This window comes from Hyphomonas oceanitis SCH89, from assembly GCF_000685295.1.
GTDB lineage: Bacteria > Pseudomonadota > Alphaproteobacteria > Caulobacterales > Hyphomonadaceae > Hyphomonas > Hyphomonas oceanitis.
Genome location: NZ_ARYL01000004.1, coordinates 129,943 through 150,871, shown reverse-complemented (window position 1 = coordinate 150,871; position 20,929 = coordinate 129,943). Strand labels below are relative to the sequence as shown.

The 20,929-nt window shown below is 60.8% G+C and carries 26 protein-coding genes; 15 read left to right on the top strand and 11 right to left on the bottom strand.

The window, feature by feature from the left end; all coding sequences use genetic code 11:
* The first annotated feature begins 76 nt into the window (after positions 1-76).
* The gene (locus HOC_RS04570; RefSeq protein ID WP_035536139.1) at positions 77-706 is read left to right on the top strand and encodes a CoA transferase subunit B; all 630 of its coding nucleotides are present in this window, start codon (positions 77-79) and stop codon (positions 704-706) included.
* Here the strand turns inward: HOC_RS04570 and HOC_RS04565 are convergent.
* The gene (locus HOC_RS04565) at positions 703-999 is read right to left on the bottom strand and encodes a DUF1330 domain-containing protein (protein WP_035536135.1); all 297 of its coding nucleotides are present in this window, start codon (positions 997-999) and stop codon (positions 703-705) included. The genes HOC_RS04570 and HOC_RS04565 overlap by 4 nt on opposite strands.
* A gap of 71 nt (positions 1,000-1,070) precedes the next feature.
* Positions 1,071-1,901 carry a DUF1206 domain-containing protein gene (locus HOC_RS04560; RefSeq protein WP_084146131.1) on the bottom strand — a complete coding sequence of 277 codons (831 nt, stop codon included), beginning with the start codon at positions 1,899-1,901 and terminating at the stop codon, positions 1,071-1,073.
* A gap of 130 nt (positions 1,902-2,031) precedes the next feature.
* Between HOC_RS04560 and HOC_RS04555 the strand changes: the two genes are divergently transcribed.
* Positions 2,032-3,228, top strand: a complete 1,197-nt coding sequence (locus HOC_RS04555) for an amino acid aminotransferase (RefSeq protein WP_035536133.1) — start codon at positions 2,032-2,034, stop codon at positions 3,226-3,228.
* Here HOC_RS04555 and HOC_RS04550 read toward each other — a convergent pair.
* Together HOC_RS04550 and HOC_RS04545 are read right to left on the bottom strand one after the other, a co-directional pair.
* A complete protein-coding gene (locus tag HOC_RS04550; RefSeq protein WP_035536132.1) occupies positions 3,225-4,148 on the bottom strand; it encodes a thioesterase family protein in 924 nt (307 codons plus the stop codon). The two genes, HOC_RS04555 and HOC_RS04550, sit on opposite strands and share 4 nt — an antisense overlap.
* The gene (locus HOC_RS04545; protein WP_035536267.1) at positions 4,145-4,630 is read right to left on the bottom strand and encodes a transcriptional repressor; all 486 of its coding nucleotides are present in this window, start codon (positions 4,628-4,630) and stop codon (positions 4,145-4,147) included. The genes HOC_RS04550 and HOC_RS04545 overlap by 4 nt, the downstream gene beginning before the upstream one ends.
* Before the next feature lie 125 nt (positions 4,631-4,755).
* Here HOC_RS04545 and HOC_RS04540 point away from each other — a divergent pair, with 125 nt between their 5' ends.
* Both HOC_RS04540 and HOC_RS04535 read left to right on the top strand, forming a co-directional pair.
* Complete coding sequence (locus HOC_RS04540) at positions 4,756-5,145, top strand: MarR family transcriptional regulator (protein ID WP_051614788.1); 390 nt, start codon at positions 4,756-4,758, stop codon at positions 5,143-5,145.
* A 23-nt stretch (positions 5,146-5,168) separates the two neighbouring features.
* A complete protein-coding gene (locus tag HOC_RS04535; RefSeq protein WP_035536131.1) occupies positions 5,169-6,014 on the top strand; it encodes a C40 family peptidase in 846 nt (281 codons plus the stop codon).
* A 3-nt stretch (positions 6,015-6,017) separates the two neighbouring features.
* Here HOC_RS04535 and HOC_RS04530 read toward each other — a convergent pair whose 3' ends face one another.
* Positions 6,018-6,806, bottom strand: a complete 789-nt coding sequence (locus HOC_RS04530; protein ID WP_051624524.1) for a c-type cytochrome — start codon at positions 6,804-6,806, stop codon at positions 6,018-6,020.
* Positions 6,807-6,961: 155 nt separating this feature from the next.
* Between HOC_RS04530 and HOC_RS04525 the strand changes: the two genes are divergently transcribed.
* The gene (locus HOC_RS04525; RefSeq protein WP_035536130.1) at positions 6,962-7,798 is read left to right on the top strand and encodes a prephenate dehydratase; all 837 of its coding nucleotides are present in this window, start codon (positions 6,962-6,964) and stop codon (positions 7,796-7,798) included.
* Here HOC_RS04525 and HOC_RS04520 read toward each other — a convergent pair.
* Positions 7,795-8,688, bottom strand: a complete 894-nt coding sequence (locus HOC_RS04520) for a LysR family transcriptional regulator (protein ID WP_035536129.1) — start codon at positions 8,686-8,688, stop codon at positions 7,795-7,797. The two genes, HOC_RS04525 and HOC_RS04520, sit on opposite strands and share 4 nt — an antisense overlap.
* Positions 8,689-8,824: 136 nt before the next feature.
* Here HOC_RS04520 and HOC_RS04515 point away from each other — a divergent pair, with 136 nt between their 5' ends.
* From HOC_RS04515 to HOC_RS04500, 4 genes are all read left to right on the top strand, one after another.
* Positions 8,825-9,397, top strand: coding sequence for a carboxymuconolactone decarboxylase family protein (locus tag HOC_RS04515; RefSeq protein ID WP_035536127.1), 573 nt, complete (start codon positions 8,825-8,827; stop codon positions 9,395-9,397).
* Between the two features lie 133 nt (positions 9,398-9,530).
* The gene (locus tag HOC_RS04510; protein WP_051624523.1) at positions 9,531-10,061 is read left to right on the top strand and encodes a hypothetical protein; all 531 of its coding nucleotides are present in this window, start codon (positions 9,531-9,533) and stop codon (positions 10,059-10,061) included.
* Positions 10,062-10,168: 107 nt separating this feature from the next.
* Positions 10,169-10,624, top strand: coding sequence for a YHS domain-containing (seleno)protein (locus HOC_RS04505; protein ID WP_051624522.1), 456 nt, complete (start codon positions 10,169-10,171; stop codon positions 10,622-10,624).
* A 230-nt stretch (positions 10,625-10,854) separates the two neighbouring features.
* Entirely contained in the window at positions 10,855-11,367 is a 513-nt protein-coding gene (locus HOC_RS04500) for a porin family protein (protein ID WP_051624521.1), read from the top strand.
* A 180-nt stretch (positions 11,368-11,547) separates the two neighbouring features.
* On the opposite strand, the gene HOC_RS04495 is transcribed toward HOC_RS04500, so the two are convergent.
* Together HOC_RS04495 and nudC are read right to left on the bottom strand one after the other, a co-directional pair.
* Positions 11,548-11,814 (bottom strand): hypothetical protein, encoded by a 267-nt coding sequence (locus HOC_RS04495; RefSeq protein ID WP_081812043.1) that lies wholly within the window; start codon positions 11,812-11,814, stop codon positions 11,548-11,550.
* 104 nt (positions 11,815-11,918) lie between these two features.
* The gene (nudC, locus tag HOC_RS04490) at positions 11,919-12,833 is read right to left on the bottom strand and encodes an NAD(+) diphosphatase (protein ID WP_051624520.1); all 915 of its coding nucleotides are present in this window, start codon (positions 12,831-12,833) and stop codon (positions 11,919-11,921) included.
* Positions 12,834-12,981: 148 nt separating this feature from the next.
* On the opposite strand from nudC, the gene typA reads away from it, so the two are divergent.
* On the top strand, positions 12,982-14,814 hold the full coding sequence (gene typA / locus HOC_RS04485) for a translational GTPase TypA (RefSeq protein WP_035536124.1): 1,833 nt from the start codon (positions 12,982-12,984) through the stop codon (positions 14,812-14,814).
* Positions 14,815-14,823: 9 nt separating this feature from the next.
* Here the strand turns inward: typA and HOC_RS04480 are convergent, their stop codons facing one another.
* A complete protein-coding gene (locus HOC_RS04480) occupies positions 14,824-15,447 on the bottom strand; it encodes a glutathione S-transferase family protein (protein WP_035536123.1) in 624 nt (207 codons plus the stop codon).
* A gap of 121 nt (positions 15,448-15,568) precedes the next feature.
* Between HOC_RS04480 and HOC_RS04475 the strand changes: the two genes are divergently transcribed.
* Positions 15,569-15,970: a cupin domain-containing protein gene (locus tag HOC_RS04475; RefSeq protein ID WP_035536121.1), complete on the top strand. Its 402-nt coding sequence runs from the start codon at positions 15,569-15,571 to the stop codon at positions 15,968-15,970.
* 9 nt (positions 15,971-15,979) lie between these two features.
* Here the strand turns inward: HOC_RS04475 and HOC_RS04470 are convergent, their stop codons facing one another.
* Positions 15,980-16,432, bottom strand: a complete 453-nt coding sequence (locus HOC_RS04470; protein WP_035536120.1) for an Lrp/AsnC family transcriptional regulator — start codon at positions 16,430-16,432, stop codon at positions 15,980-15,982.
* A gap of 76 nt (positions 16,433-16,508) precedes the next feature.
* On the opposite strand from HOC_RS04470, the gene HOC_RS04465 reads away from it, so the two are divergent.
* From HOC_RS04465 to HOC_RS04455, 3 genes are all read left to right on the top strand, one after another.
* Positions 16,509-17,132 carry a LysE family translocator gene (locus HOC_RS04465; RefSeq protein WP_035536261.1) on the top strand — a complete coding sequence of 208 codons (624 nt, stop codon included), beginning with the start codon at positions 16,509-16,511 and terminating at the stop codon, positions 17,130-17,132.
* Positions 17,133-17,214: 82 nt separating this feature from the next.
* Positions 17,215-17,397, top strand: coding sequence for a hypothetical protein (locus HOC_RS04460; RefSeq protein WP_035536119.1), 183 nt, complete (start codon positions 17,215-17,217; stop codon positions 17,395-17,397).
* A complete protein-coding gene (locus HOC_RS04455; RefSeq protein ID WP_035536118.1) occupies positions 17,378-17,602 on the top strand; it encodes a hypothetical protein in 225 nt (74 codons plus the stop codon). Before HOC_RS04460 ends, HOC_RS04455 begins: the two co-directional genes overlap by 20 nt.
* A gap of 12 nt (positions 17,603-17,614) precedes the next feature.
* On the opposite strand, the gene HOC_RS04450 is transcribed toward HOC_RS04455, so the two are convergent.
* Positions 17,615-19,702 (bottom strand): alpha/beta hydrolase family protein, encoded by a 2,088-nt coding sequence (locus HOC_RS04450; RefSeq protein WP_035536116.1) that lies wholly within the window; start codon positions 19,700-19,702, stop codon positions 17,615-17,617.
* A 123-nt stretch (positions 19,703-19,825) separates the two neighbouring features.
* Between HOC_RS04450 and HOC_RS04445 the strand changes: the two genes are divergently transcribed.
* Positions 19,826-20,815 (top strand): GAF domain-containing protein, encoded by a 990-nt coding sequence (locus tag HOC_RS04445; protein WP_051624519.1) that lies wholly within the window; start codon positions 19,826-19,828, stop codon positions 20,813-20,815.
* The last annotated feature ends 114 nt before the right edge of the window (positions 20,816-20,929 follow it).

Below are 20,929 nucleotides of genomic sequence, written 5' to 3'. Positions count from 1 at the left end.
GTTCATGGCGGGTATTTGGCCTATCTACTGGATAATAATTCGAGGCCTTTTTGGTCTACTATTTTAGGAGCTTCAAATGCCCTGGACACGTGACGACATGGCGGCCCGCGCCGCGCAGGAACTGGAAGACGGGTTCTATGTGAACCTAGGCATCGGCATCCCGACCATGGTGGCAAACCATATCCCGGAGGGCGTCGACGTGACGCTCCAGTCGGAAAACGGAATGCTCGGCATGGGCCCGTTCCCCTATGAAGGCGAGGAAGACCCGGACCTCATCAATGCCGGTAAGCAGACGATCACCACGCTGCCACGCTCCAGCTTCTTCGACAGCGCCACAAGCTTCGCGATGATCCGCGGCGGCCATATCAACCTCGCTATCCTCGGCGCCATGGAAGTGGCCGAGAATGGCGATCTCGCCAACTGGATGATCCCTGGCAAGCTGGTCAAAGGCATGGGCGGCGCAATGGACCTCGTTGCCGGCGTCAAGCGCATCGTCGTCGTGATGGATCACGCCAACAAGAAGGGCGAGACCAAGGTGCTGAAGGAATGTACCCTGCCGCTGACCGGCAAAGCTGTGGTCGACAGGATCATCACCGACCTTTGCGTCATGGACGTCGTTGAGGGCGGCTTGAAAGTGATCGAACTGGCGCCGGGCGTCACCATGGACGAAGTGAAGTCCAAGACCGAAGCGACGCTCGTCGACTAGCTCTCCGGAACGCCTTCAACGAAGATCACGCGGTAATCAGCGGCCTGGAACCTGTGTTCCCGGGCCGCTGTGTATTCCGGGCTGTCATACCAGGCCTTGGCTGCGGCCATGTCCGGGAAGCCGAGGATCACCACGCCATCCGCGTCTGCGCCCTCGCGCACTTCATGCGCGCCATAAAAGGCGAGCGGCGTGATCTTGTGATCCCCGCGCGCGGCTCCAGCGGCGGCTGCGTAACGCGACATGGCTTCTTCGTCGCGCAGGCGGTCGCGGATCAGGATGACATAAGCAGACATGGGTGTTTCCTCTCGGTCTCTTTGCCCGAGAATAGATGACCATTGCGGCGCAAATCGCAACGGTCATTATTTCATCCGAGTGTCGGCAGGTCGGAGGGCGCAAGGCGCGGCACGATTCGGTAGCGCGACAGGACGAAACAATAGAGCGCAAAGCCCATCAGGCCCACACCAGTCGCGCCCAGCAGGGTTCGTCCAAACGGTTGCGTCTCCAGCTTCTCCAGCGCTTCGCCAAAGCCGACGGCATGCTCGGCATGAGCCGTGAGCCCCGCATAGAGGATCAGCCCGCCAACAATCAGCAACACGAAGCCATGCGCCGCGAGTCCGTAGCGCAGAAAGGGCGCCAGCCGTTCGGTAACCGGCGTGCAGCGAATGTCCTTGCGATAGGAAGCCTGCCAGGCCTTGATGAAGAGATATATCCCGACGCCGAGCGTCGTTATCCCCGCGGCAATGACCAGCGCACGTCCTGCAGGGTGCTGCATCAACATCGCGCTCCAGTTGGCAGCCGAGTTGCCGTCATCGCTGGCATGGCCTTTCCAGAGAATGGTTAGCGCGGAGACGCCGAGCACCGCGTGCGTCAGGCCCGACATAATCTGCCCGGCCCGGTTGGCATAGCCTTCGGCATCGTCGCCTTCATTCTCAAGGTCCATCACCCCATCGACGAGACGCCATAGTGTGTAGGCAAAGAGTCCCGCAGCAACGAAGGCCAAAAGGAAGGCGCCAAGCGGGCGTGAAAAAATATAGGCCAGGGCCCCGGTCGTGCCTTCGGCTTCGCCGCCGTTGATGGCCGCAAACAGGGCCAGCGCGCCAACGACAAGATAGACTAGCCCGCGTGCGGCATAACCCGCCCGCATCAGCCAGCCGAGTGTGGTGTTGAGATTGTTGACCATATATTCCCCGTCCATGCGCAACAGCGCTATAGGGACTACTGCTTCACAGCCTGCTTGTTCCGCGCCTGCACTTGTGATGTTGCGGGCGTGGACCGCTTTGCCTATTGGTTGCAATTGAAACTATATCGCTTGAACTGGACACATCATGAACCCCGCCTTCGAATCCCTCACGGCTCTTGCGCCCGACGCCTTGCTCGGTCTGATGACCGCTTATCGCGAAGACAAGCGCGCTGAGAAGTTCGATCTCGGTGTCGGCGTCTACAAGGATGATGCGGGCCATACGCCCGTCATGTCCGCCGTCGCCAAGGCGGAAGCGATGATCCTGCAGCAGCAGACGACCAAAGTTTATGAAGGCCCACGCGGCAATCCGGATTTCTGCGCAGCCATCGAGCGTTTCGTGTTCGGCGACAGTTCGCATCTTATCGAGAAGGGCCGCCTTGTCTCGCTGGCCACGCCCGGCGGCTGCGGGGCGCTCTATCTCGGCGTCGGCCTGATGAAGCGTCTTGGTGTGAAGACCGTCTGGGTCAGCCGCCCGACCTGGCCGAACCATCCTGCACTGATCAAGAATACCGGGCTCGCCGTCGCCGAGTATGACTATGCCGATCCGGAAACCGGCAAGGTGGACTTCGAAGGCCTGATGGCCAGCCTGTCACAAACGAAACGCGGCGATGGCATCATCATCCAGGGCCCGTGCCACAACCCGACGGGCATCGACCTCAGCGTCAAGCAATGGATTGATCTGGCTATGCTGACTGTCGAGCGCGGCGTAATCCCGATGCTGGACATCGCCTATCACGGCTTTGCCAGCGGCCTTGATGCCGACATGGAGGGCGCGCGCCTCTTCCTGCAGATTGCCGAAGACTCGATGGTCTCATATTCCTGCTCGAAGAATTTTGGCCTCTATCGCGAGCGGGCAGGCTGTTTCCTCGGCCAGGCCTATACCGCCCGTGCCGCCCAGGCGGTCATGACCCATGTCGCCGACATTTCCCGCACCAGCTATTCCATGCCGCCTGCCCATGGCCCGGCCATTGTCGCAACGATCCTCGGTAATCCCGAATTGCGCGCCGAATGGGAAGCTGAACTCACACAGATGCGCGAACGCATGGTCGGCCTGCGTAAGGCACTCTCGGACGAACTGGTTGCCCGCACGGGCTCAAACCGCCTTGCCGCGCTCGCCTCCCAGAACGGCATGTTCAGCCAGGTGCCGGTCACGCCGGAAGCAACCGTCGAGATGCGGGAGCGCCACGGGCTCTACCTTCCATCATCCGGCCGCATGAACATTGCCGGCCTTCGTCAGGCCGACATTCCGCGCATCGCGGAAATCCTCGCCGAATATCTCTAGAGGCTGAGCCCGCGCGGGGCGATTCGCTCAAGGTCTTCCAGCATAGCTGGGGGCGTCGCGATGGCCTTGCGCGCATCGAGGTCCAGCGTGATCGCCACGACCTGGCTGGTGGCCCATGGCAGGCCTGTTACGGGGTCCATGACCCAGTGCACCAGCGAATGGGTCTTCTCGGCCGTTGAGCCGAGCGAGGTGTGGATCTCGTAAAGGTCGCCGGCCTTCGGCCAGCGATGGTAGCGCAGCCTGTTTTCCAGCACCGCCGCGCCCATGCGAACGCCGCCAGCGGCGTCGGCCACCCGCTTGCGCCAATCATAAAGTAGGTTCGGCACGCTGTCGGAAATCCGTCCGATGATCCAGGCAGGCGACATGCACCCGTGCACATCCAGATGGTGCTGCGGCACGGCGCCTTTGCCGATCATGGGAATACCAAGGTTACGGGCGGTCGCGATGTTGATGTCGGTCGTCGCCAAGGCAGGGGCATTGGGATCAAATGACCGCGGCGCCGCTTCTGCGGGTGGTGTATCAATATGCGCCTCAAGCGCCGCCCGGGCGCGCGTGCTCCACGCGAAGCGTTCGCGGGCTTTTGTATCGACATGCGCAACGCGTGTCAGGAAGGCGGCCGACAGTGCGCCATCGCTGTGACGCAGTTCCTGATAGATGACAGCATCGCTCTCGCCGACGCTGACGATGCAGCCATCCATGCTGATCGGGCGGCCCGGCAGCACTTCCCGAATGAAGCGGACATGCTGATCTACGGGAACAAGCGTGGATGGCGCGCTTTCCTGGAAGGCCAGCGGCATGTCCAATGCATGGGTGAAGGCGGCCAGTCCCTCAACCTGCTTTTCGACATAGAGGCGCACATTCATGTGGCCCATCTCGTCGCAATCCCATTGATTGCAACTGCCCCGCCAAAGTGTGATCACGCGTTACAGTCCCGGCAGATACCGCGCACTTCAACGACAGCGCGCGTCATTTTAAAGCCTGCAGCGGCTGTTTCATCTTTTAGCGCATCGCTGGTCGCAACCGCGTGCAGCTCCTCGGCACCTCCACATGTATCGCAGATGAGGAACACGGCCGAATGGCTGTGGCTCGTATGCCCGCAAGGGACATAGGCATTCAGGCTCTCGATCTTGTGGGCAAGGCCGGCTTCCTGCAGAAAATCGAGCGCGCGATAGACAGTCGGCGGTTTGGCCGAGCCTTCGCCGTCGAGGTTCGCCAAGAGGTCATAGGCCTTGGCGGGCTCGGCGCTTTCCAGCAGCAGTCGCAGGACTTTACGGCGGATGCGCGTCATCCGCGCCCCGCGCCGCATCACCAGCGCTTCGGCGTCGTTCAGGAACGTCTCCACATCCTGCGGGCTGCAGGGCGTGTTGGCGTGAATATGATCGTGTGTGTGTGCAGTGGCCATGCGCGCAATGTCGTGTGTTTTGGTGCCAATGTGAAGAGGCAAGCGGTTAACGCCTGTTTCCGGTCTGGACGACCTTTGCAAATCACCCGAGATTCGTTTCTGAGGCGAATCAAGAGGATATGTAGATGGAATTGTCGGAACGCGGCGGACTGGAGCTTTGGCGGCGGGCGGTAACAGCCTCAGTGCGCTCGGATGCGCCGGATTTGACGGCGCGCCAGCAGGCGATCCTCATGACCATTGCGCTCGTTCCCGGCCCGCACACCGTTCGCGGACTGGCCGATCATCTCGACATTGCCAAACCGGCCGTCACGCGCGCCCTCGACACCCTGTCACGGCTCGATTTCATCCGACGTATCAAGGATGACAATGACCTCCGGAACATCTTCATCGAGCGCACGCCTGCCGGAATGACCTATCTTCGGTCCTTTGCCGGCCTTGTTATGGCCGCAGCTTCAGGCGAAACTGACGAAACCATGACGCCACGGCGCGGCGGGAAGTCGACCGCAGCTGCCTAGGCGCCGCTTGCCGAGGCCCGAACATGCCCGAACTGACAGATAGCCGCCTTGCCCGTCCGGACGGGCAGGCACAGGCCTTTCAGGTAGTTGTTGGAACAGCAGACCTGCTGGAAGGGCCCGATGCGACAGCGCGGGTGGCCACGCAGGCCCTGTTCGGCGAGATTGTTGACGTCTTCGGGCACCAGGGCGATTACGCAAAGGTGCGGTCCCGGCGCGACCACTATGTCGGCTGGATGAAGGCATCAGACCTGTCCCAAGAGGTCGCAGAACCTACCCATAAAATCTCAGCTCTCCGGACCTTTGCATATGCGGCACCTGACCTGAAAGCGCCCGTTCAGTGCGTTCTCAGCCGGGGCGCTCTGTTGTCGCCTACCGCAACGGAGGGGCAATACGTCCAATCTGCCGCCGGATGGCTCCACACGCACCATGTCGCGCCCTTGGATACGCTGGAGGCCGATCCGGTTGCCGTGGCCGAAACCTATCTACACACGCCCTACCGCTGGGGTGGACGCGACAGTCTGGGTATCGATTGCACCGGCCTCACACAGCAGGCCTTTGAGGCGACGGGCGTGCTCCTGCCGCGTGACAGCGACATGCAATACGCTTGGGCAGGGGAAGAGATCGTCGACTGGAAAGTTTCAGGCGCCCTCAAGCGCGGCGATCTCGTTTTCTGGAAGGGCCACGTCGGCATCATGACGGACGCGCATCACCTTCTGCACGCGAATGCCTGGCACATGGCCGTCGCGCGTGAACCGCTCGATCAGGCGATAACCCGTATCAAAACGTATTACGCCGAGCCCATAGGGGCCCGGCGCATACATGTCTCGTCTAAGAGCGGGATAACGCCAGTCTGGAAGACCGGCGCCTGAGCCCTACTCGTTTTCTTCGTCCGTCGGTGTGGGTGCGTCTTCGGTAAAGGTTTGCTCATCTGTTTCGGTCGCAGCATCTGCATCCTCGGTCACCGCTTCAGTAACGGTTTCCGTCGGCGCGGCTTCGGCGGGGGCAGCTTCGCCCTCGGCTTCAGTAGCCGCTTCACCTTCAGCAGGGGCGGCTTCATCGGACGAGGCTTCCATCGGAGCTGGGAAAGCAGGCGCGCCTGGTGAATTCGCTGCAAGGTACGCGATCACGTTGGCGCGGTCAGTGTCGCGGCGCAGGCCGGCAAAAGACATGGACGTGCCACGTGCAAAGGCACCCGGATTGTTGAGCCAGTGGTTCAGGTCTTCATAGTTCCAGCTGCCACCCAGGCCCGAGAGAGCGGCTGAATAGGTGAAGCCCGGGTGTGCCGCCTTGGAGGCGCCGACAACGCCGTGCAGGTTCGGTCCGGTGCCATTGGCGCCGCCGTCCGTGATGTTGTGGCAGGTGGTACACTGGGCTTTGAAGACGCGCTCGCCTTTGGAAGGGTCAGCAGCGGCAAGCGCTGCACCGAGGTCGAACACCTCTTCTTCGGCTTCAGCACCGCCGCCAGCATCGGCAACATCGATACAATAGGCGTACTTGGTGCACATTTGCTCGCTCAGGGAGGTCGCTTCAGCGTGTTCTTCCCCATGATGGCCACCGCCACCGTGGTTGAACACGATGGCCGAAAGCTGGTGCAGGGCCATCAGGCCGAGCGCGGTGGCGAGCAACGCGCCGAGGATCTTGTTGAGACCGAGTTCTCCCATTGGGGCATTCCTTCGAATCTATCTGTCATGTGTCTTGGCGCGCGCCTTTTGGCACGCTAACGGAGTGCAGACAACATAAAGGCTGTGAGGAAGGGGCGCTTCTCCTTTCGTCGCGGCGATCCGACGCATGCACAGAAGGTTAAAAAGGACGCTGAATGGCCAATCACATCGCGTATCAGGGCGAACCAGGCGCAAATTCCCACATCGCGTGCAACGAGGCCTACCCGCGCCTGACGCCGCTCCCCTGCCGTACGTTCGAGGACTGCTTCACCGCTGTGGAGAAGGGGGAAGCCGAATTAGCCATGATTCCGGTGGAAAACACGATCGCGGGCCGTGTGGGTGACATCCACTATTTGTTGCCCACGACAAACCTCCAGATCGTGGCCGAGCATTATTTGCCCATCCGGTTCCAGCTGATGGCCTTGCCGGGCGTGAAGCTGGACGAAATCAGGAAGGCGCGGTCCCATATCATGGGCCTTGGCCAGTGCCGGAACTTCCTGAAGGCTCATAATATCGAGCCTGTGACGGCAGCAGACACGGCTGGCGCGGCCCGCGAAGTCGCGGAAGCCGGTAATCGCGCCGTGGCGGCCATCGCGCCACGCCTAGCGGCCAAAGTGTATGGTCTGGACATCCTTGCCGAGGATATCGAGGACGCGGCCCATAATACGACCCGCTTCATCATCATGTCGCGCACGGCTAAGGATGTCGAAGCAGGGCAGGGGCCTGCGAAGACCGCTTTCCTCTTCGAAGTGCGCAACATTCCCGCAGCGCTCTACAAGGTGATGGGCGGTTTCGCCACGAACGGCATCAACATGACCAAGCTGGAGAGCTACCAGATCGGCGGCTCATTCACGGCGACGCAGTTCTACGCAGAAATCGAAGGTCATCCGGACGAACGTCCGGTGCAGATCGCTCTGGAAGAGCTGGGCTTCTTCTCGCAGTCGCTGAAGATCCTCGGCGTGTTCCCCGCCAAGCCGGCCCTCGGTTTCTAGCAGACGGGCGTCTCGAATTTCAGCGCGTCGGCGACATGCTCGGCGAACAGCTTGGCCTTGCCGCGCAGTTTGCCGGATGTCCACACGCAATGGATCGGGCTTGGCGTGGCTGTCCATTCCGGCAGAACGCGCACAAGGCTGCCGTCATTGACGCATCCATGTACAAGCCAGCTCGCCGCCAGGAAAAGGCCAAGGCCGTTCTGAGCAGCCTGTAGCAGCAGGTCGCCGGACGAGGCCTTGAATCGCCCATCTACTTTAACCGTCTCCGTTTCGCCATTGCGAGATAGTGTCCATTCGGTTGTCGACGTCTGGCGGAACATGAGAGCGTCATGCTGGCTAAGGTCGCGCGGATGCTGGGGCACACCCCGCGCTTCAAGATATTCCGGCGCCGCAAACAGGGCGCGGGGGGCCTCGCCAACTTTTTTCGCCATGAGGCTGGAATCCACCAGCGTCCCGATCCGGAAGGCGAGATCCACGCCCTCGCCAACGAGATCAGTATAGGTGTCATCGGTCAGCACATCGACGCGGATATGTGGATAGAGCTTCATGAAGCTCGCAATCCGCGGCCCGATCACCAGGCGCGCCATGGACGAGACGCAGGAAATCCGCAGCAGGCCAACCGGCTCATGGTCCAGCCCGCGCGCTTCGGCTTCCGCATCGTCGAAGTCGGCCAGGATGTCGCCGGCGCGCTTGTAGAAACGCTCGCCCGCCTCTGTCAGGCTCAGCGAGCGGGTCGTGCGCATGAAGAGCGCGGCATCCAGCGTGGCTTCAAGGTCCTGTATCCGCCGGGAAACGGTCGGTTGGCCGAGGCCGAGATCACTCGCTGCCTTGGAAAAACTGCCAGCATCCGCAACGCGAATGAACAGGCGCATGGCATCAATTCGGTCCACCCCGGGCCTCCTATGCGTATTCAGAATGAAGCATATGGGGTCTCTCGGCGTTCTGCGAAGGGCAAAACCGCCTAAATCCTTCACGAACAGGGACGGACATCTCTCCGTCCGGTGATTGATCCAGGAAAGCCACCCCATGAGTGACCTGAAGATACATGACGAGACCACGGCGCCATCTGCCGCGAGGGATACGCTTGCTGGGGTAAATAAAACCTATGGCATGATCCCCAACATGCTGGGCGTTCTGGCCGAAAACCCCGCAGCGCTGGAGGGGTACCTCTCCCTGTCGAAAAGTTTTGAGCACTCAGGCTTGGATCCGCTTGCGCGTCAGGTGGTCTTGCTCACGGTCAGCATCGAGAATGCGTGCCACTTCTGTGTCGCGGCCCATTCCGCAGCCGCATTAAAGGCGGGGCTCGATCCGGCAGTGATTGATGCGGTCAGAAGCAATCAGGCCATTGCAGATGCCCGTCTGGATGCATTGCGTGTCTTTACGCGCCGCATGGTGCGTCAGCGTGGCTTCGTATCCGATACGGAAGTGTCGGTCTTTCTGAATGCCGGCTGGGACAAGGCGGATATTCTGGCCGTCATTCTTGGCGTCTCCCTGAAGACGATCTCAAATTACACCAACCATGTCGCCGAAACGCCGCTCAATAAGGCCTACAAACCCTTTGCCTGGGCACCGTGCACGCGGGCCTGCTTCGCGGGTTAGGCGTGGGTCGCATACTTCACAACCGGTAATGGGCCGCTCACGGAATTGTGGGCCCGCGTTACACCGGTTTGCTTTGTCATGCGGCGGCCTCCCGTGAGACATTGCGTTCATAAACAAGGAGAGGGACGCGCAAATGCTCGACAGGATAAAGACATACGCACCGATTGTTTTCAGCCTCATCGCTGCGGCGGTGTTCCTCGATAGCCTTCGCTACAAGTTCACCAATGCTGTCGAAACGCAGGTCATCTTCGGCCGGCTGGATGCATGGGCGGCCAGTTTCGGGGCAGGGGGCCTGTTCGGGCAGACCGGCCTTTTCAGCCAGTACGTGATTGGCTCCGCCGAGCTAGTGGCCTCGACACTTTTCCTACTCGGTCTTGTCCCGGCCTTGCGCCGCCTTCAAACACTGGCTGCCCTGATTGCCGTCGCAGTCATGAGCGGCGCGGTCAGCTTCCACCTGTTCACGCCGCTGGGCATTGATCCCAACAATGACGGCGGCGGCCTGTTCGCCATGGCCGTCACTGTCTGGCTGGGGTCACTGGCCCTGCTCATCTTCAGGCGCGAGACGCTGTTCAGGATTCTTGGCGGCATCCGCGATGCCATTCTTCCCAGAGGGGCGCGCGGCCCGTCATCACACGTTACAGGAACTCAGGCGAAAGCTGTCTGAGTTCCTGCCTGGTCGCCGGGGATATGTTGGCGAGGCATCGCCCCTTCCTGCCTCGTTCGCTCTCCGCCCCGGCGACCCCTTTTTTTAATCCAGACCATGGGTGCCTTATGAAATTCCGTTCCACGCTCTTCGTCGCTGCGCTGCTCCTTGCACCTGCGATATATGCCCCAATCGCCTCGGCCGAACCGGCCATCTACACGGGCCGTTTCTCGACCACGGCGCTGCAGGGATACGATCCTGTCGCTTATTTCGAGACCGGCGCGCCCGCCAAGGGGTCGAAGGATTTCACGACTGACTACAAGGGCGCGACCTTCCAGTTCACCAATGCCGAGCATCGCGATGCCTTTCTCGCAAACCCTGAGGCTTATGCGCCGCAATATGGCGGATACTGTGCCTGGGCGATGGCCGACGGCAAATATGCCAAAGGCGATGCGCGCTATTGGAAGATCGTCGATGGCAAGCTCTATCTGAATTACAATTCCGACATCCAGGGTAAATGGAATGCGGACATTCCGGGCTTCGTTTCCAAGGCCGATGCGGAATGGTCTGCGCTTAACCATTAAGGCAGGTTTTGCCACACATCTGAATCGTATTTTTACCGTCGCCCGCTCTCATTCCGAGGGCGGGCGACGTGTTTTTTCCTGTATTCCCAAGGCGCCGATTCAGGGGCGTTGCACGCCGGCCACACACTTTGGCCGTATGCAAACATGAATCGGAATTCACGCACCTTGCCACAATCAATCGCTAGATTTCGGGTTCCCGGAGACGGGATCAACATAAGGAAATACCTCCCATGAAACTTGCACTCACCACGGCCCTGACGATCGCTGCTCTCGCCGCTACTCCCGCCCTCGCGCAGGAGCAGGGTTTTTACGGCACGTTCGGTTATGGAAACTACAGCGCCGATGATGCCGACCTTGGCGCCATCCAGCTGCGTGGAGGCTACAACTTCAACGAATTCCTCGGTGCCGAAATCGAGGGCGCAATCGGCGTCGCCGACGAGTCCACCTCGATTGCTGGCGTCGATGTGAACGTTGAACTGGAAAATTCCTACGGCGCATATGCCGTGGGCCGGATCCCGTTTTCCGAGAAAGCCGACGTGTTCGGTCGCGTCGGTTACGTGAGCACGGAAATCAAGGCATCCGCTGGCGGCGTCTCGGCTTCCGCCGACGATGATGCTGCTGCGCTGGGCATCGGTGGCGACTATTATTTCGCCCCGAACCAGGGCGTGCGCGTTGGCTATACTTATCTGGACTATGACGACTCGGTCGACGTGATCGACGTGGCCTATGTCCTGAAATTCTAGTCAGGGCGAAAGGGTCCGGCCGCGTGGGCAGCCCTTGAATTGACCGCAAGGCAGGACGACCCCCGTGCTCCAAGAGAGTGCGGGGGCTTCTTTTTTTTGCACATCTGCGCAGTGCTTTGAAAACGCATAAAAAAACGGGCGAGACACGCTCGCCCGTTTCTCGAATTATCGTCCGTAGACTTATTTCTTTTTGGCGGCCGGCTTTTTCGCGGCTGGCTTTTTCGCGGCTGGTTTCGCAGCAGCTTTTTTCACGGCAGGCTTCGCAGCGGCTTTCGCAGCAGGCTTCGCGGCCGGTTTTTTCACGGCTGGCTTTGCAGCCGGCTTTTTCGCGGCTGGTTTAGCAGCGGTCTTGGTCGCAGCTTTTACGGCTGGCTTAGCGGCCGGCTTTTTTGCTGCTGGTTTTGCGGCCGGTTTTTTTGCGGCCGGTTTTTTCGTTGCAGTCGCCATTTCCAATCTCCTGTCAGTGGCGAGCCAATAATATTGTGATTCGCGGGAAATCAACTCTTGATTTTCACCTGAGACGCGAGCGCGAGACGAACATCCGTGTACGTTTATTCGTCGCGGAGAGCCCAAGTCTTCAGTATATGATGCGCAATGGCCATCGGCGGCGGCGCATAAAGTTCAGAATGTTTTCCGGAAAGAATTTCACGTGCTTCGGCGCGTGTGATCCATCGGGCTTCATCGAGCTCCGTTTTGTCGACCGTTATTTCCGTTGTTTCCGCTTCAAGAATGAGCCCCACCATGAGTGAAGATGCGAAAGGCCAGGGCTGGCACGCGACGTATTCAGCGCTCGCCGGATCACATTTGATACCCGCCTCCTCAAACAGTTCGCGCGCTGCGGCCTGCTCGATCGTCTCGCCCGGTTCGCAGAAGCCCGCGAGGCACGACATGAATCCCGCCGGCCACATCGCCTGGCGTCCGATCAGGCATTTCCCGTCTTTCACGGCCAGCATGATGGCGACCGGGTCCGTGCGCGGAAAGTGCTCTGTCCCGCACGCCTGACACTGGCTCTTCCAGCCTGCGTCGACAATGCCGACCACGCCGCCACACTTCGCGCAAAAGCCATGGCTCGAATGCCAGGCAAACAGGCTGCGCGCCGTCGAGGCGAGATTGGCTTCCATCTCGGCCATGGCACCCACTGCCGCACGGAAATCCTTGAATTCGCCCGTACCAGCAATCAGCGATGCGGCGACGTCAAACCGCTCCGGCAGGTTCATTGCGAACACCGGTGCGCCGGTCTTGTCTTCGCCCATGAACAGAACGGGCGATCCCGGGGAAAGTTTGCGCGCTTCCGGTCCCATCCAGAACAGGCCGCGCTTTTCCAGGAAGGGTTCGCCAGCCCGCATCAGGAAGTAAAGAGATGCGTCATCCTGCATGGCCTTTTCCAGCCAGGCTTCGTCCGTCCGCCTGTGTGCCGCGCGATCAAGGGGTTTTGCCGCCAGCGGCATGTCATTGGAGTTTGTCATGGAATGGGACACTATCGGTTTGCCAAAAGAAGGGAATTCCTTACCCGGCGTTGGCAATCCTGCCCATCCCCCATGGTCAAAAGCTCCATGTTCGGCTAGGGGGCGCGCCAGACACCTAATTCCTCCTCCCGAAAGCCTTTATATCCCTATGTCCCAGTCTATCGAGAAAATGCGTAATATCGCGATCATCGCCCACGTTGACCACGGCAAGACAACACTGGTCGACGAACTGCTCAAACAGTCCGGCACGTATCGCGAAAACGAGAAAACCGTCGAACGCGCGATGGATTCGAACGATATCGAGCGCGAGCGCGGTATCACCATCCTCGCCAAGACGACCTCGGTCGAGTGGAACGGCTACCGTATCAACATCGTCGATACGCCAGGCCACGCCGACTTCGGCGGTGAGGTGGAACGTATTCTCCAGATGGTCGACGGCGCGATCGTGCTGGTTGACGCATCGGAAGGCCCGATGCCGCAGACCAAGTTCGTGGTCTCCAAGGCCCTGAAAGTCGGCCTGCGCCCGATTGTGGCCGTCAACAAGATCGACAAGCCCGAGCGCCGCCCCGACGAAGTTATCAATGAAGTGTTCGACCTCTTCGCAAACCTCGACGCCAGCGACGAGCAGCTCGACTTCCCTATCCTCTACGGGTCGGCCAAGCAGGGCTGGATGAATACGGAATACGAAAACCCGACCACCGACATGGACGCGCTGTTCCAGATGGTCGTCGATCACGTCCCAACCCCGAAAGTTGAGGAAGGCCCATTCCGCCTTCTTGCCACGACGATCTCGTCCGACCCCTTCCTCGGCCGTATCCTGACCGGGCGCATCTCGTCCGGCACGATCAAGCCGAACCAGTCGATCAAGGTCCTCGCCCGTGACGGCTCGCTGGTCGAGCAGGGCCGCGTGTCCAAAGTGCTCGCCTTCCGCGGCCTTGAGCGCATCCCGGTCGACGAAGGCATGGCAGGCGACATCGTCTCGCTCGCCGGCATGACTAAGGCGAACGTCGCCGATACGTTCTGCGACCCGTCGGTCAATACGCCGATCGAAGCCCAGCCGATTGACCCGCCAACCATCTCGATGACGTTCCGCGTCAATGACTCGCCATATGCCGGTACTGAGGGCACCAAGGTCACGTCCCGTATCATCTGGGACCGCCTCGTGAAGGAAGCCGAAGGCAACGTCGCGCTCAAGGTTGAGCGCGCTACCGACGCCGAAGCGTTCACCGTCTCCGGCCGTGGCGAACTCCAGCTCGCCGTGCTGATCGAAACCATGCGCCGCGAAGGCTTCGAACTCGGCGTCTCGCGTCCGCAGGTCGTCATGCAGGAAGGCGAGAACGGCGAGAAGCTTGAGCCGATCGAGGAAGTCATCATCGACGTCGATGACGACCATACCGGCATCATCGTGCAGAAGCTCTCTGAGCGTAAAGCCGACATGCTCGACATGCGCCCGTCAGGCGTCGGTCGCACGCGCATGGTCTTCCACGCGCCGACCCGTGGCCTGATCGGCTATCAGGGCGAGCTGATGTCCGATACGCGCGGCACGGCCATCATGAACCGCATCTTCCATGAATACGCGCCGCACAAAGGCCGTATCCAGGGTCGTCACACCGGCGTTCTGATCGCCATGGAGCAGGGCGAAGCCGTTGCCTTCGCGCTCTGGAACCTCGAAGATCGTGGCCCGATGATCATCCATCCGGGTGACAAGGTCTATGCCGGCATGATCATTGGCGAGCACACGCGCGACAACGATCTCGAAGTGAACGTGCTCAAGGGCAAGAAGCTTACCAACATGCGCGCCTCGGGCACCGACGAGGCTGTCCGCCTCACACCGCCGCTGCAGATGACGCTCGAGAAGTCGCTGGCCTATATCGCCGACGACGAGCTGGTTGAGGTCACGCCGACCAATATTCGCCTGCGCAAGATCTATCTCGACCCGCATGAGCGCAAGCGTCACGCCAAGTCGAACCACGATTACTAGGCCGCACGCCTAGCCAATCTTGAACTTCATGAGGGCTTCCCGGAATTCCGGGAGGCCTTCGCATTTGTCGGTATGCTCGCCGAGGGCTTTCCAGGGCGAAAGATCGATGTCATCGGCCAGGGCATCGCGCATGAAGTTCACCGCGCAGCTGACCATTATGTCCCCATGCGCCATGTCCTCGCCAAACCAATAGGGCGTGTGTTGGCCCGCGCGCTCCACTTCCAGCACGTTCAACACACGGGAAATCTGGCCCGTGCATCGCTTGATCCATTTCGGATTCGGGCGCTCATGCACGTGACGCTCATAGACAAGCGACACGGCCTTGTCGGCCATGCCTGAGGCCAGCGCGCACAATTTGAGCGCCGACCTCCGCGCCGCCCCGTTTGTGGGCGTCATGGCACGCTGAGGGCCTACCATGTCGTCCAGCGCATCAAGGATGGCCGCGCTTTCAATCAACACTTCACCGCCGTCCAGCATCAGTGTCGGCACACGAATGAGCGGATTGTAAGCCACGATCTTCTCGGTGTCGCCGAAGGTCGACCAGGACTTGTGCTCGAATTCAATTTTGTAGAGTTTCATCGCAATGGCGACGCGCCGAACGAAGGGGCTGTCATACATGCCGATCAGAATCATTGCGTTCTCTCCCGCGATCCTGATCGGACACTGCGCCCCCTCATGGGGCCTTACAAGCCCACCTCAAAGATTTTGAGCCTACCACTAAAGCTGCTAGCTTCAGGCCGTACAGGAGGCCCTCATGACCCAGCCCATGACGCTCACGCAGTTTCCCGTCCACCTCGGCCTCGGCGCCACAGCGCACGTCTTGCCGGAAATGACGGGCGGGATGGAATGGTACGAAGCCTATGGAAAGCTCCACCCGAATGACGGCATCGAAGGGCGGCTTGTCTCAATGCACACGTTCACCGAAGACTGGTCCGGCTGGGAAGTTCACCCGCACGGATCGGAAATTGTGCTCTGCATAGCCGGCAGTATGACCCTGCACCAGGAATATCCGGACGGCAGCACGCAGAGTGTCACGCTTTCGCCCGGTGAGTACGCGATCAACCCGCCTGGCGTGTGGCACATCGCTGACGTTCCTGAGAGCGCAACTGCGGTCTTCATCACGGCCGGTGAGGGTACAGAGCACCGCCCCCGCTAGGGCCGCCTGTCAGGCGCGTTGGTCCTTGGGCGAGCCCATCACAATGTATGACGTTATCGAGCTGACCTGCGGCACGGTGCCGAGAACTTCCGTGTGGAAATGCTTGTAGGCCGCAAGGTCGGCCACCTCGACCCTCAACAGATATTCAATCGTGCCGGTCACATTGTGGCACTCGCGCACTTCGGGCGCCCGCTGCATGGCCTTCTCGAAGGCCATCTGGTGCGCTTTCGTGTGCTGTGACAGCCCGACGGTGATGTAGGCGAGAAAGCCACCGCCCACGGCGTTCCTGTCGACGACAGCGCGGTATCCCTGGATCACGCCGGTGCGCTCCAGCTCCTGCACCCGGCGCAGGCAGGCGGACGGGGACAGCCCGACCTTTTCGGCCAGTTCAAGATTGCTGATCCGGCCATTGGTCTGGAGTTCGCGCAATATACTGTTGTTTATGGTGTCCATATCGCTCATTGGTTGCATAAATACTGTTCATTCGCACCAAAAAACAAGCACATTGCGCCATGCATCGCATATTGTTGCGGTCATCATGCCAATCCAGCTCCTTCTCGCCCTTACGGCCTTCGCGTTCATCACCTCGATCACACCGGGGCCGAACAATCTGTTGCTCATGGCGTCCGGCACAAATTTCGGGTTGAAGCGCACCCTTCCGCACATGAGCGGCATCATCGTAGGGCTGGCGATCATGATCGTTCTGGTCGGGCTTGGGCTCGCGCGCGTGTTCGAGGCCTTTCCTGTTGCGCTCGTGGCCCTGAAGACGGTCAGCGCGCTCTACCTGCTCTATCTGGCCTGGAAGATCGCAAATGCCGCGCCGCCGCCGGCAGCGGGGCAGGGCGAGGCCACAGGCAAGCCGTTCAGCTTCCTTCAGGCCGCGGCCTTTCAATGGGTCAATCCCAAGGCTTGGGCCATGGTCCTCACCGCGATCAGCGCCTACACGCTGCCAGACCACCCGTTCGTCAGCGTCGCCGTCATGGTGACCGTCTTTGCCATGGTCGGTCTCGTCAGTACATCGACATGGGCGGTTCTGGGCACGCAGGTGCGTCGCTTCCTCAACCGGCCAGCCCGGCTGCGTGCTTTCAACATCACGGCTGCACTTCTGTTGCTCGCCACCATATGGCCCATACTGACCTCTGGCGGGTTAGGAGCGCACTAAAGCGATATACGGGGCTGACAGGGAACCGGGGCGACTGAACGGCGTTATGCCACCAGTACAGTCAGTCCCGGAAGTATCCCCCATGTCCTCTTTTGCGCTCTATCTCATCGGCTTCATCATACTCATCGCCGGCTTGGCCTATGGCGCATTCATGCTTGGCGTGGCGCTTATCTGGATCGGTGTCTGCTCTGTTATTCTCATTGGCCTCGGCATCATTACCGGGGTCGCCAAAACGAGGACTAAAGATGAATCGCCAGCCGACTAAATCCCGCCCCAAGCGCAAGCGCGGTGTCGACCTTCTGGCCCGCAACGGCGTCCAGCGCCTTACCAATCACATCGATCTCCGCCTCAAAACGATGACGGATGAGATCATGCAGGAAGCCGTTATGGGCCTCTTTACGGCGCTCATTGCCCGGAAGCAGGAACGAGCACTCGTTCCTGCCCGCACCCGCCGCAAGACCGGCCGCTGATCCAGCCGGGGACTATTCGTCCCCGGCTTTTTCTTTTGCCTCGTCCTTCTTCGCCGGATCATATTTCGCGAACCAGCCCATGATATTATCCGTCTTGGCAATCAGGCGGCTCGGGCGCGAAGCGATATAGTGCGGCGATCCCGGGACCCTCACATAAACCGTATCCACACCGCGCATTTTCAGCGCCGTATAGAACTGTTCGGCTTCCCATGCCGGGGTCCGGTAATCCTCTTCCCCCACCACGATCATTGTCGGTGTCACCACCTTGTCGACAAAGCGGATCGGCGAATGCTTGAGGAAGGCTTCCGGGTCAGACCATGGCTCCGCGCGTATCCAGTGGCGTCGCACCACCTGCGCAATGTCTCCAGCCAGCGCCATCGTCATCCAGTTGATCACCGGCTTGACCGAAGCGGCCGCCACGAACCGGTCCGTCTGCGTGACAATCCACGCTGTCAGGATGCCGCCGCCTGATCCACCGGTCACGAAAAGGCGTTCCGGGTCGGCATATTTGCGCGCCACCATCTCGTCGACGACGGTCATCAGGTCATCATAATCATGGCCCGGATAAGCTTGGTCGATCTCCAGCGCGAAATCCTCGCCATAGCCTGTCGAACCGCGCGGGTTTGACCAGATCGTGACATAACCTTCCGCCGCATAGCGCTGGATCTCGCTGGCGAAGAACGGCCCGTACATCGAATAGGGCCCGCCATGGATCTCCAGGATCAGCGGGAAGCTGCCATCGGCCTTGAAGTCCGGCGGCAGGGCGACCCATGCCTCGATCTCCTTGCCGTCATGTTTGGAGCTGACCTTCACTTCCTCGATTCTAGCCATGTCGAGATAGGGCAGGACATCTGCATTGAGATCTGTCAGCACTTTGGCGTCCTTGCCGTTCGCGCCGATAACCGCGATCTCGGACGGCTTGTCCGTGAACCCGGCCGTATAGGCGATCACCGGCTTCTTGCCACCGCTAACCGAGAAGCTGCCATCGGCATAGGGACGCCCGATCGAAGCGCCGCCAAGGCCCGTCACCACTTGGCTCACCTTGCCGTTGAGGTTGATCTTGTAAACTGACAACACGCCATGGTCTTCCGACATCACGAACAGGCTCTTGCCGTCCGGCGCCCACACGGTTTCGCCAATGTCACCAGCAAAGTCTGCCGCGAGGGGGCGTTGGTTCGATCCATCCGCGTCCATCAGGTAGAGGTCGGCCTGCTGGTAGGACAACGTCTTGTCGTCAAAGCCGCGATAGGCAATCGTCTTGCCGTCCGGCGACACGACAGGGGACGTGTCCGGGCCGTCACGGGTGGTCAGCGGCTTGATCGACAGGTCGGCCAGTTCCACCGCATAAATTTCGCTTTCGACCGGGTCGAGATCGCGGTCTTCGGCGGTGTTGCCCGAAACGAGCAGCGTATCATTGTCCAGCCATTCCGGGCTTTGCATCTCGGCGTCGCCAAACGTCACCTGACGCGGCGTGCCGCCATCGACCGGCAGCACGAACACCTGCGTCGCGCCGTATTCGAGATAGCCTGCGCCATCAAACCGGAAGGTCAGCTTGTCGATCACCTTGACGCCGTCATTCCATGTCGCGCCTTCCGGCGGTGTGGGCGCCTTGGCAAAGCTCGGTGCCTCGCCCTTCACGAACATGCTGAACGCCACATGCTTGCCATCGGGCGACCAGACAGCCTCTGATGGGCCTTCCAGGAACTGCGCGAGCGGGAAACTCCGGCCACTGTCGAGATACAGCAGGCGCACTTCCGGCTTGCCGTCGGTTGCGGTCGCATAGATGAGGCGCGTGCCGTCCGGCGACCAGCGCGGCGACGATGCACCTGTGCTGCCGCTCACAAGAGGACGGTTGGACCCTGTCGCAAGGTCGATCACCCAGATCTGGCCCGTGTCCTTGTCGGTCATCCGGTCCATGGAGTGGCGCACATAGGCGATGCGCTTGCCATCAGGGGAGACTTGCGGGTCGGTCGCATATTCCATGTCGAACACGCGGTCTGCGGTAAAGCGCCGGGAAGGGGCCTCGTCGTCTTTTGCCACGGCGCTGCCTGCCGCCAACATGACAGAGACGCCTGCCAACAAGATGTGTCGGAATGTCATCGCTTCCCCCTTCTGGTTTTTCGCGAGAGCGAGACCTACCAGCAGGCTTTGCCCCGGACAACTTAAAAACGGGGCATGTCTTGCCCACTTTGAGGCCGTCACGCCGCGTGTTAGGTTCTGGACATGGCAAGCAAGTCTGATCCGTCCGCATCCGTGCCCACCGGGGCGCATGCGGACCATGTGCGCGAGATTGCGCTCTCGCGCAGCGCTGCTGCCAAGTCTGCCATCGCGGCCTCCTGGGCACGCTCTCTCACCACGCACGGCCTCGCGCCAGACGCCCCACACAGGGACGTTCGTATTGATGAGGCGGCCCTTACCGAACGCCGCGACGTGCTTGGACGCATGCTCGCCATTTCGAACCCGGTCATGGACCGTCTCCACGCCAGCCTCGGCCTCGCGGGCTGCAGCATCCTCTTGTGCGATACGGGCGGCATCGTGCTTGACCAGCGCGCACCCAGCTCGGACGAAAAGATGTTCCGCTCCGCCGGGCTCTGGCAGGGCGCCGACTGGTCGGAAGCCACACAAGGCACGAACGGTATCGGCACCTGCATAGCGGAGGAACGTGTCGTCACTATCTATCGCGACCAGCACTTCCACGACAGCAACACGGTGATGACCTGCATGGGTGCGCCCGTGTTCGACGAGCATGGCGAACTCGCCGCCGTGCTTGATGTCTCCTCCTGCCGGTCAGACCTGACCCAGCCCTTCGCCACACTCATCGCACAAACCGTGGCTGATGCCGCACGCCAGATCGAAGCCGATCATTTCCAGAGCGCCTTTGCTGGCCAGCGCATCGTGCGCGGGCAGGGCGATGGTCAGCGCGGGGCAGTCCTCTTTGCCGTCAATGGCGATGACCTCGTCATCGGCGCCACGCGCGCCGCCCGTCAGGCCTATAATCTCGGGCAGGGCGCGTTCGCCACGCCGCGCCCCGCCGGCGACATATTCGGCGATTCCGACCAGCGCGGCATCGGCCTCGACAGCGCCGAACGGCGCGAACTGAAACGCGCCATTGCACGCGCCGACGGCAATATGGCCGCCGCCGCCCGCGCCCTTGGCATCAGCCGCGCAACCCTCTATCGCCGCATGGACCGGCTGGGCCTCAGCGCAGACTGACGTTTCCGGCGTAACCTGTCTCAGTTCTGAGACACTTGGCCCTCAGGCCCGCTCGCGCCCCACCTGACAGCGCATCCTTTCAAGACAATGTTGAACTCCAGTCTTCGCATCACG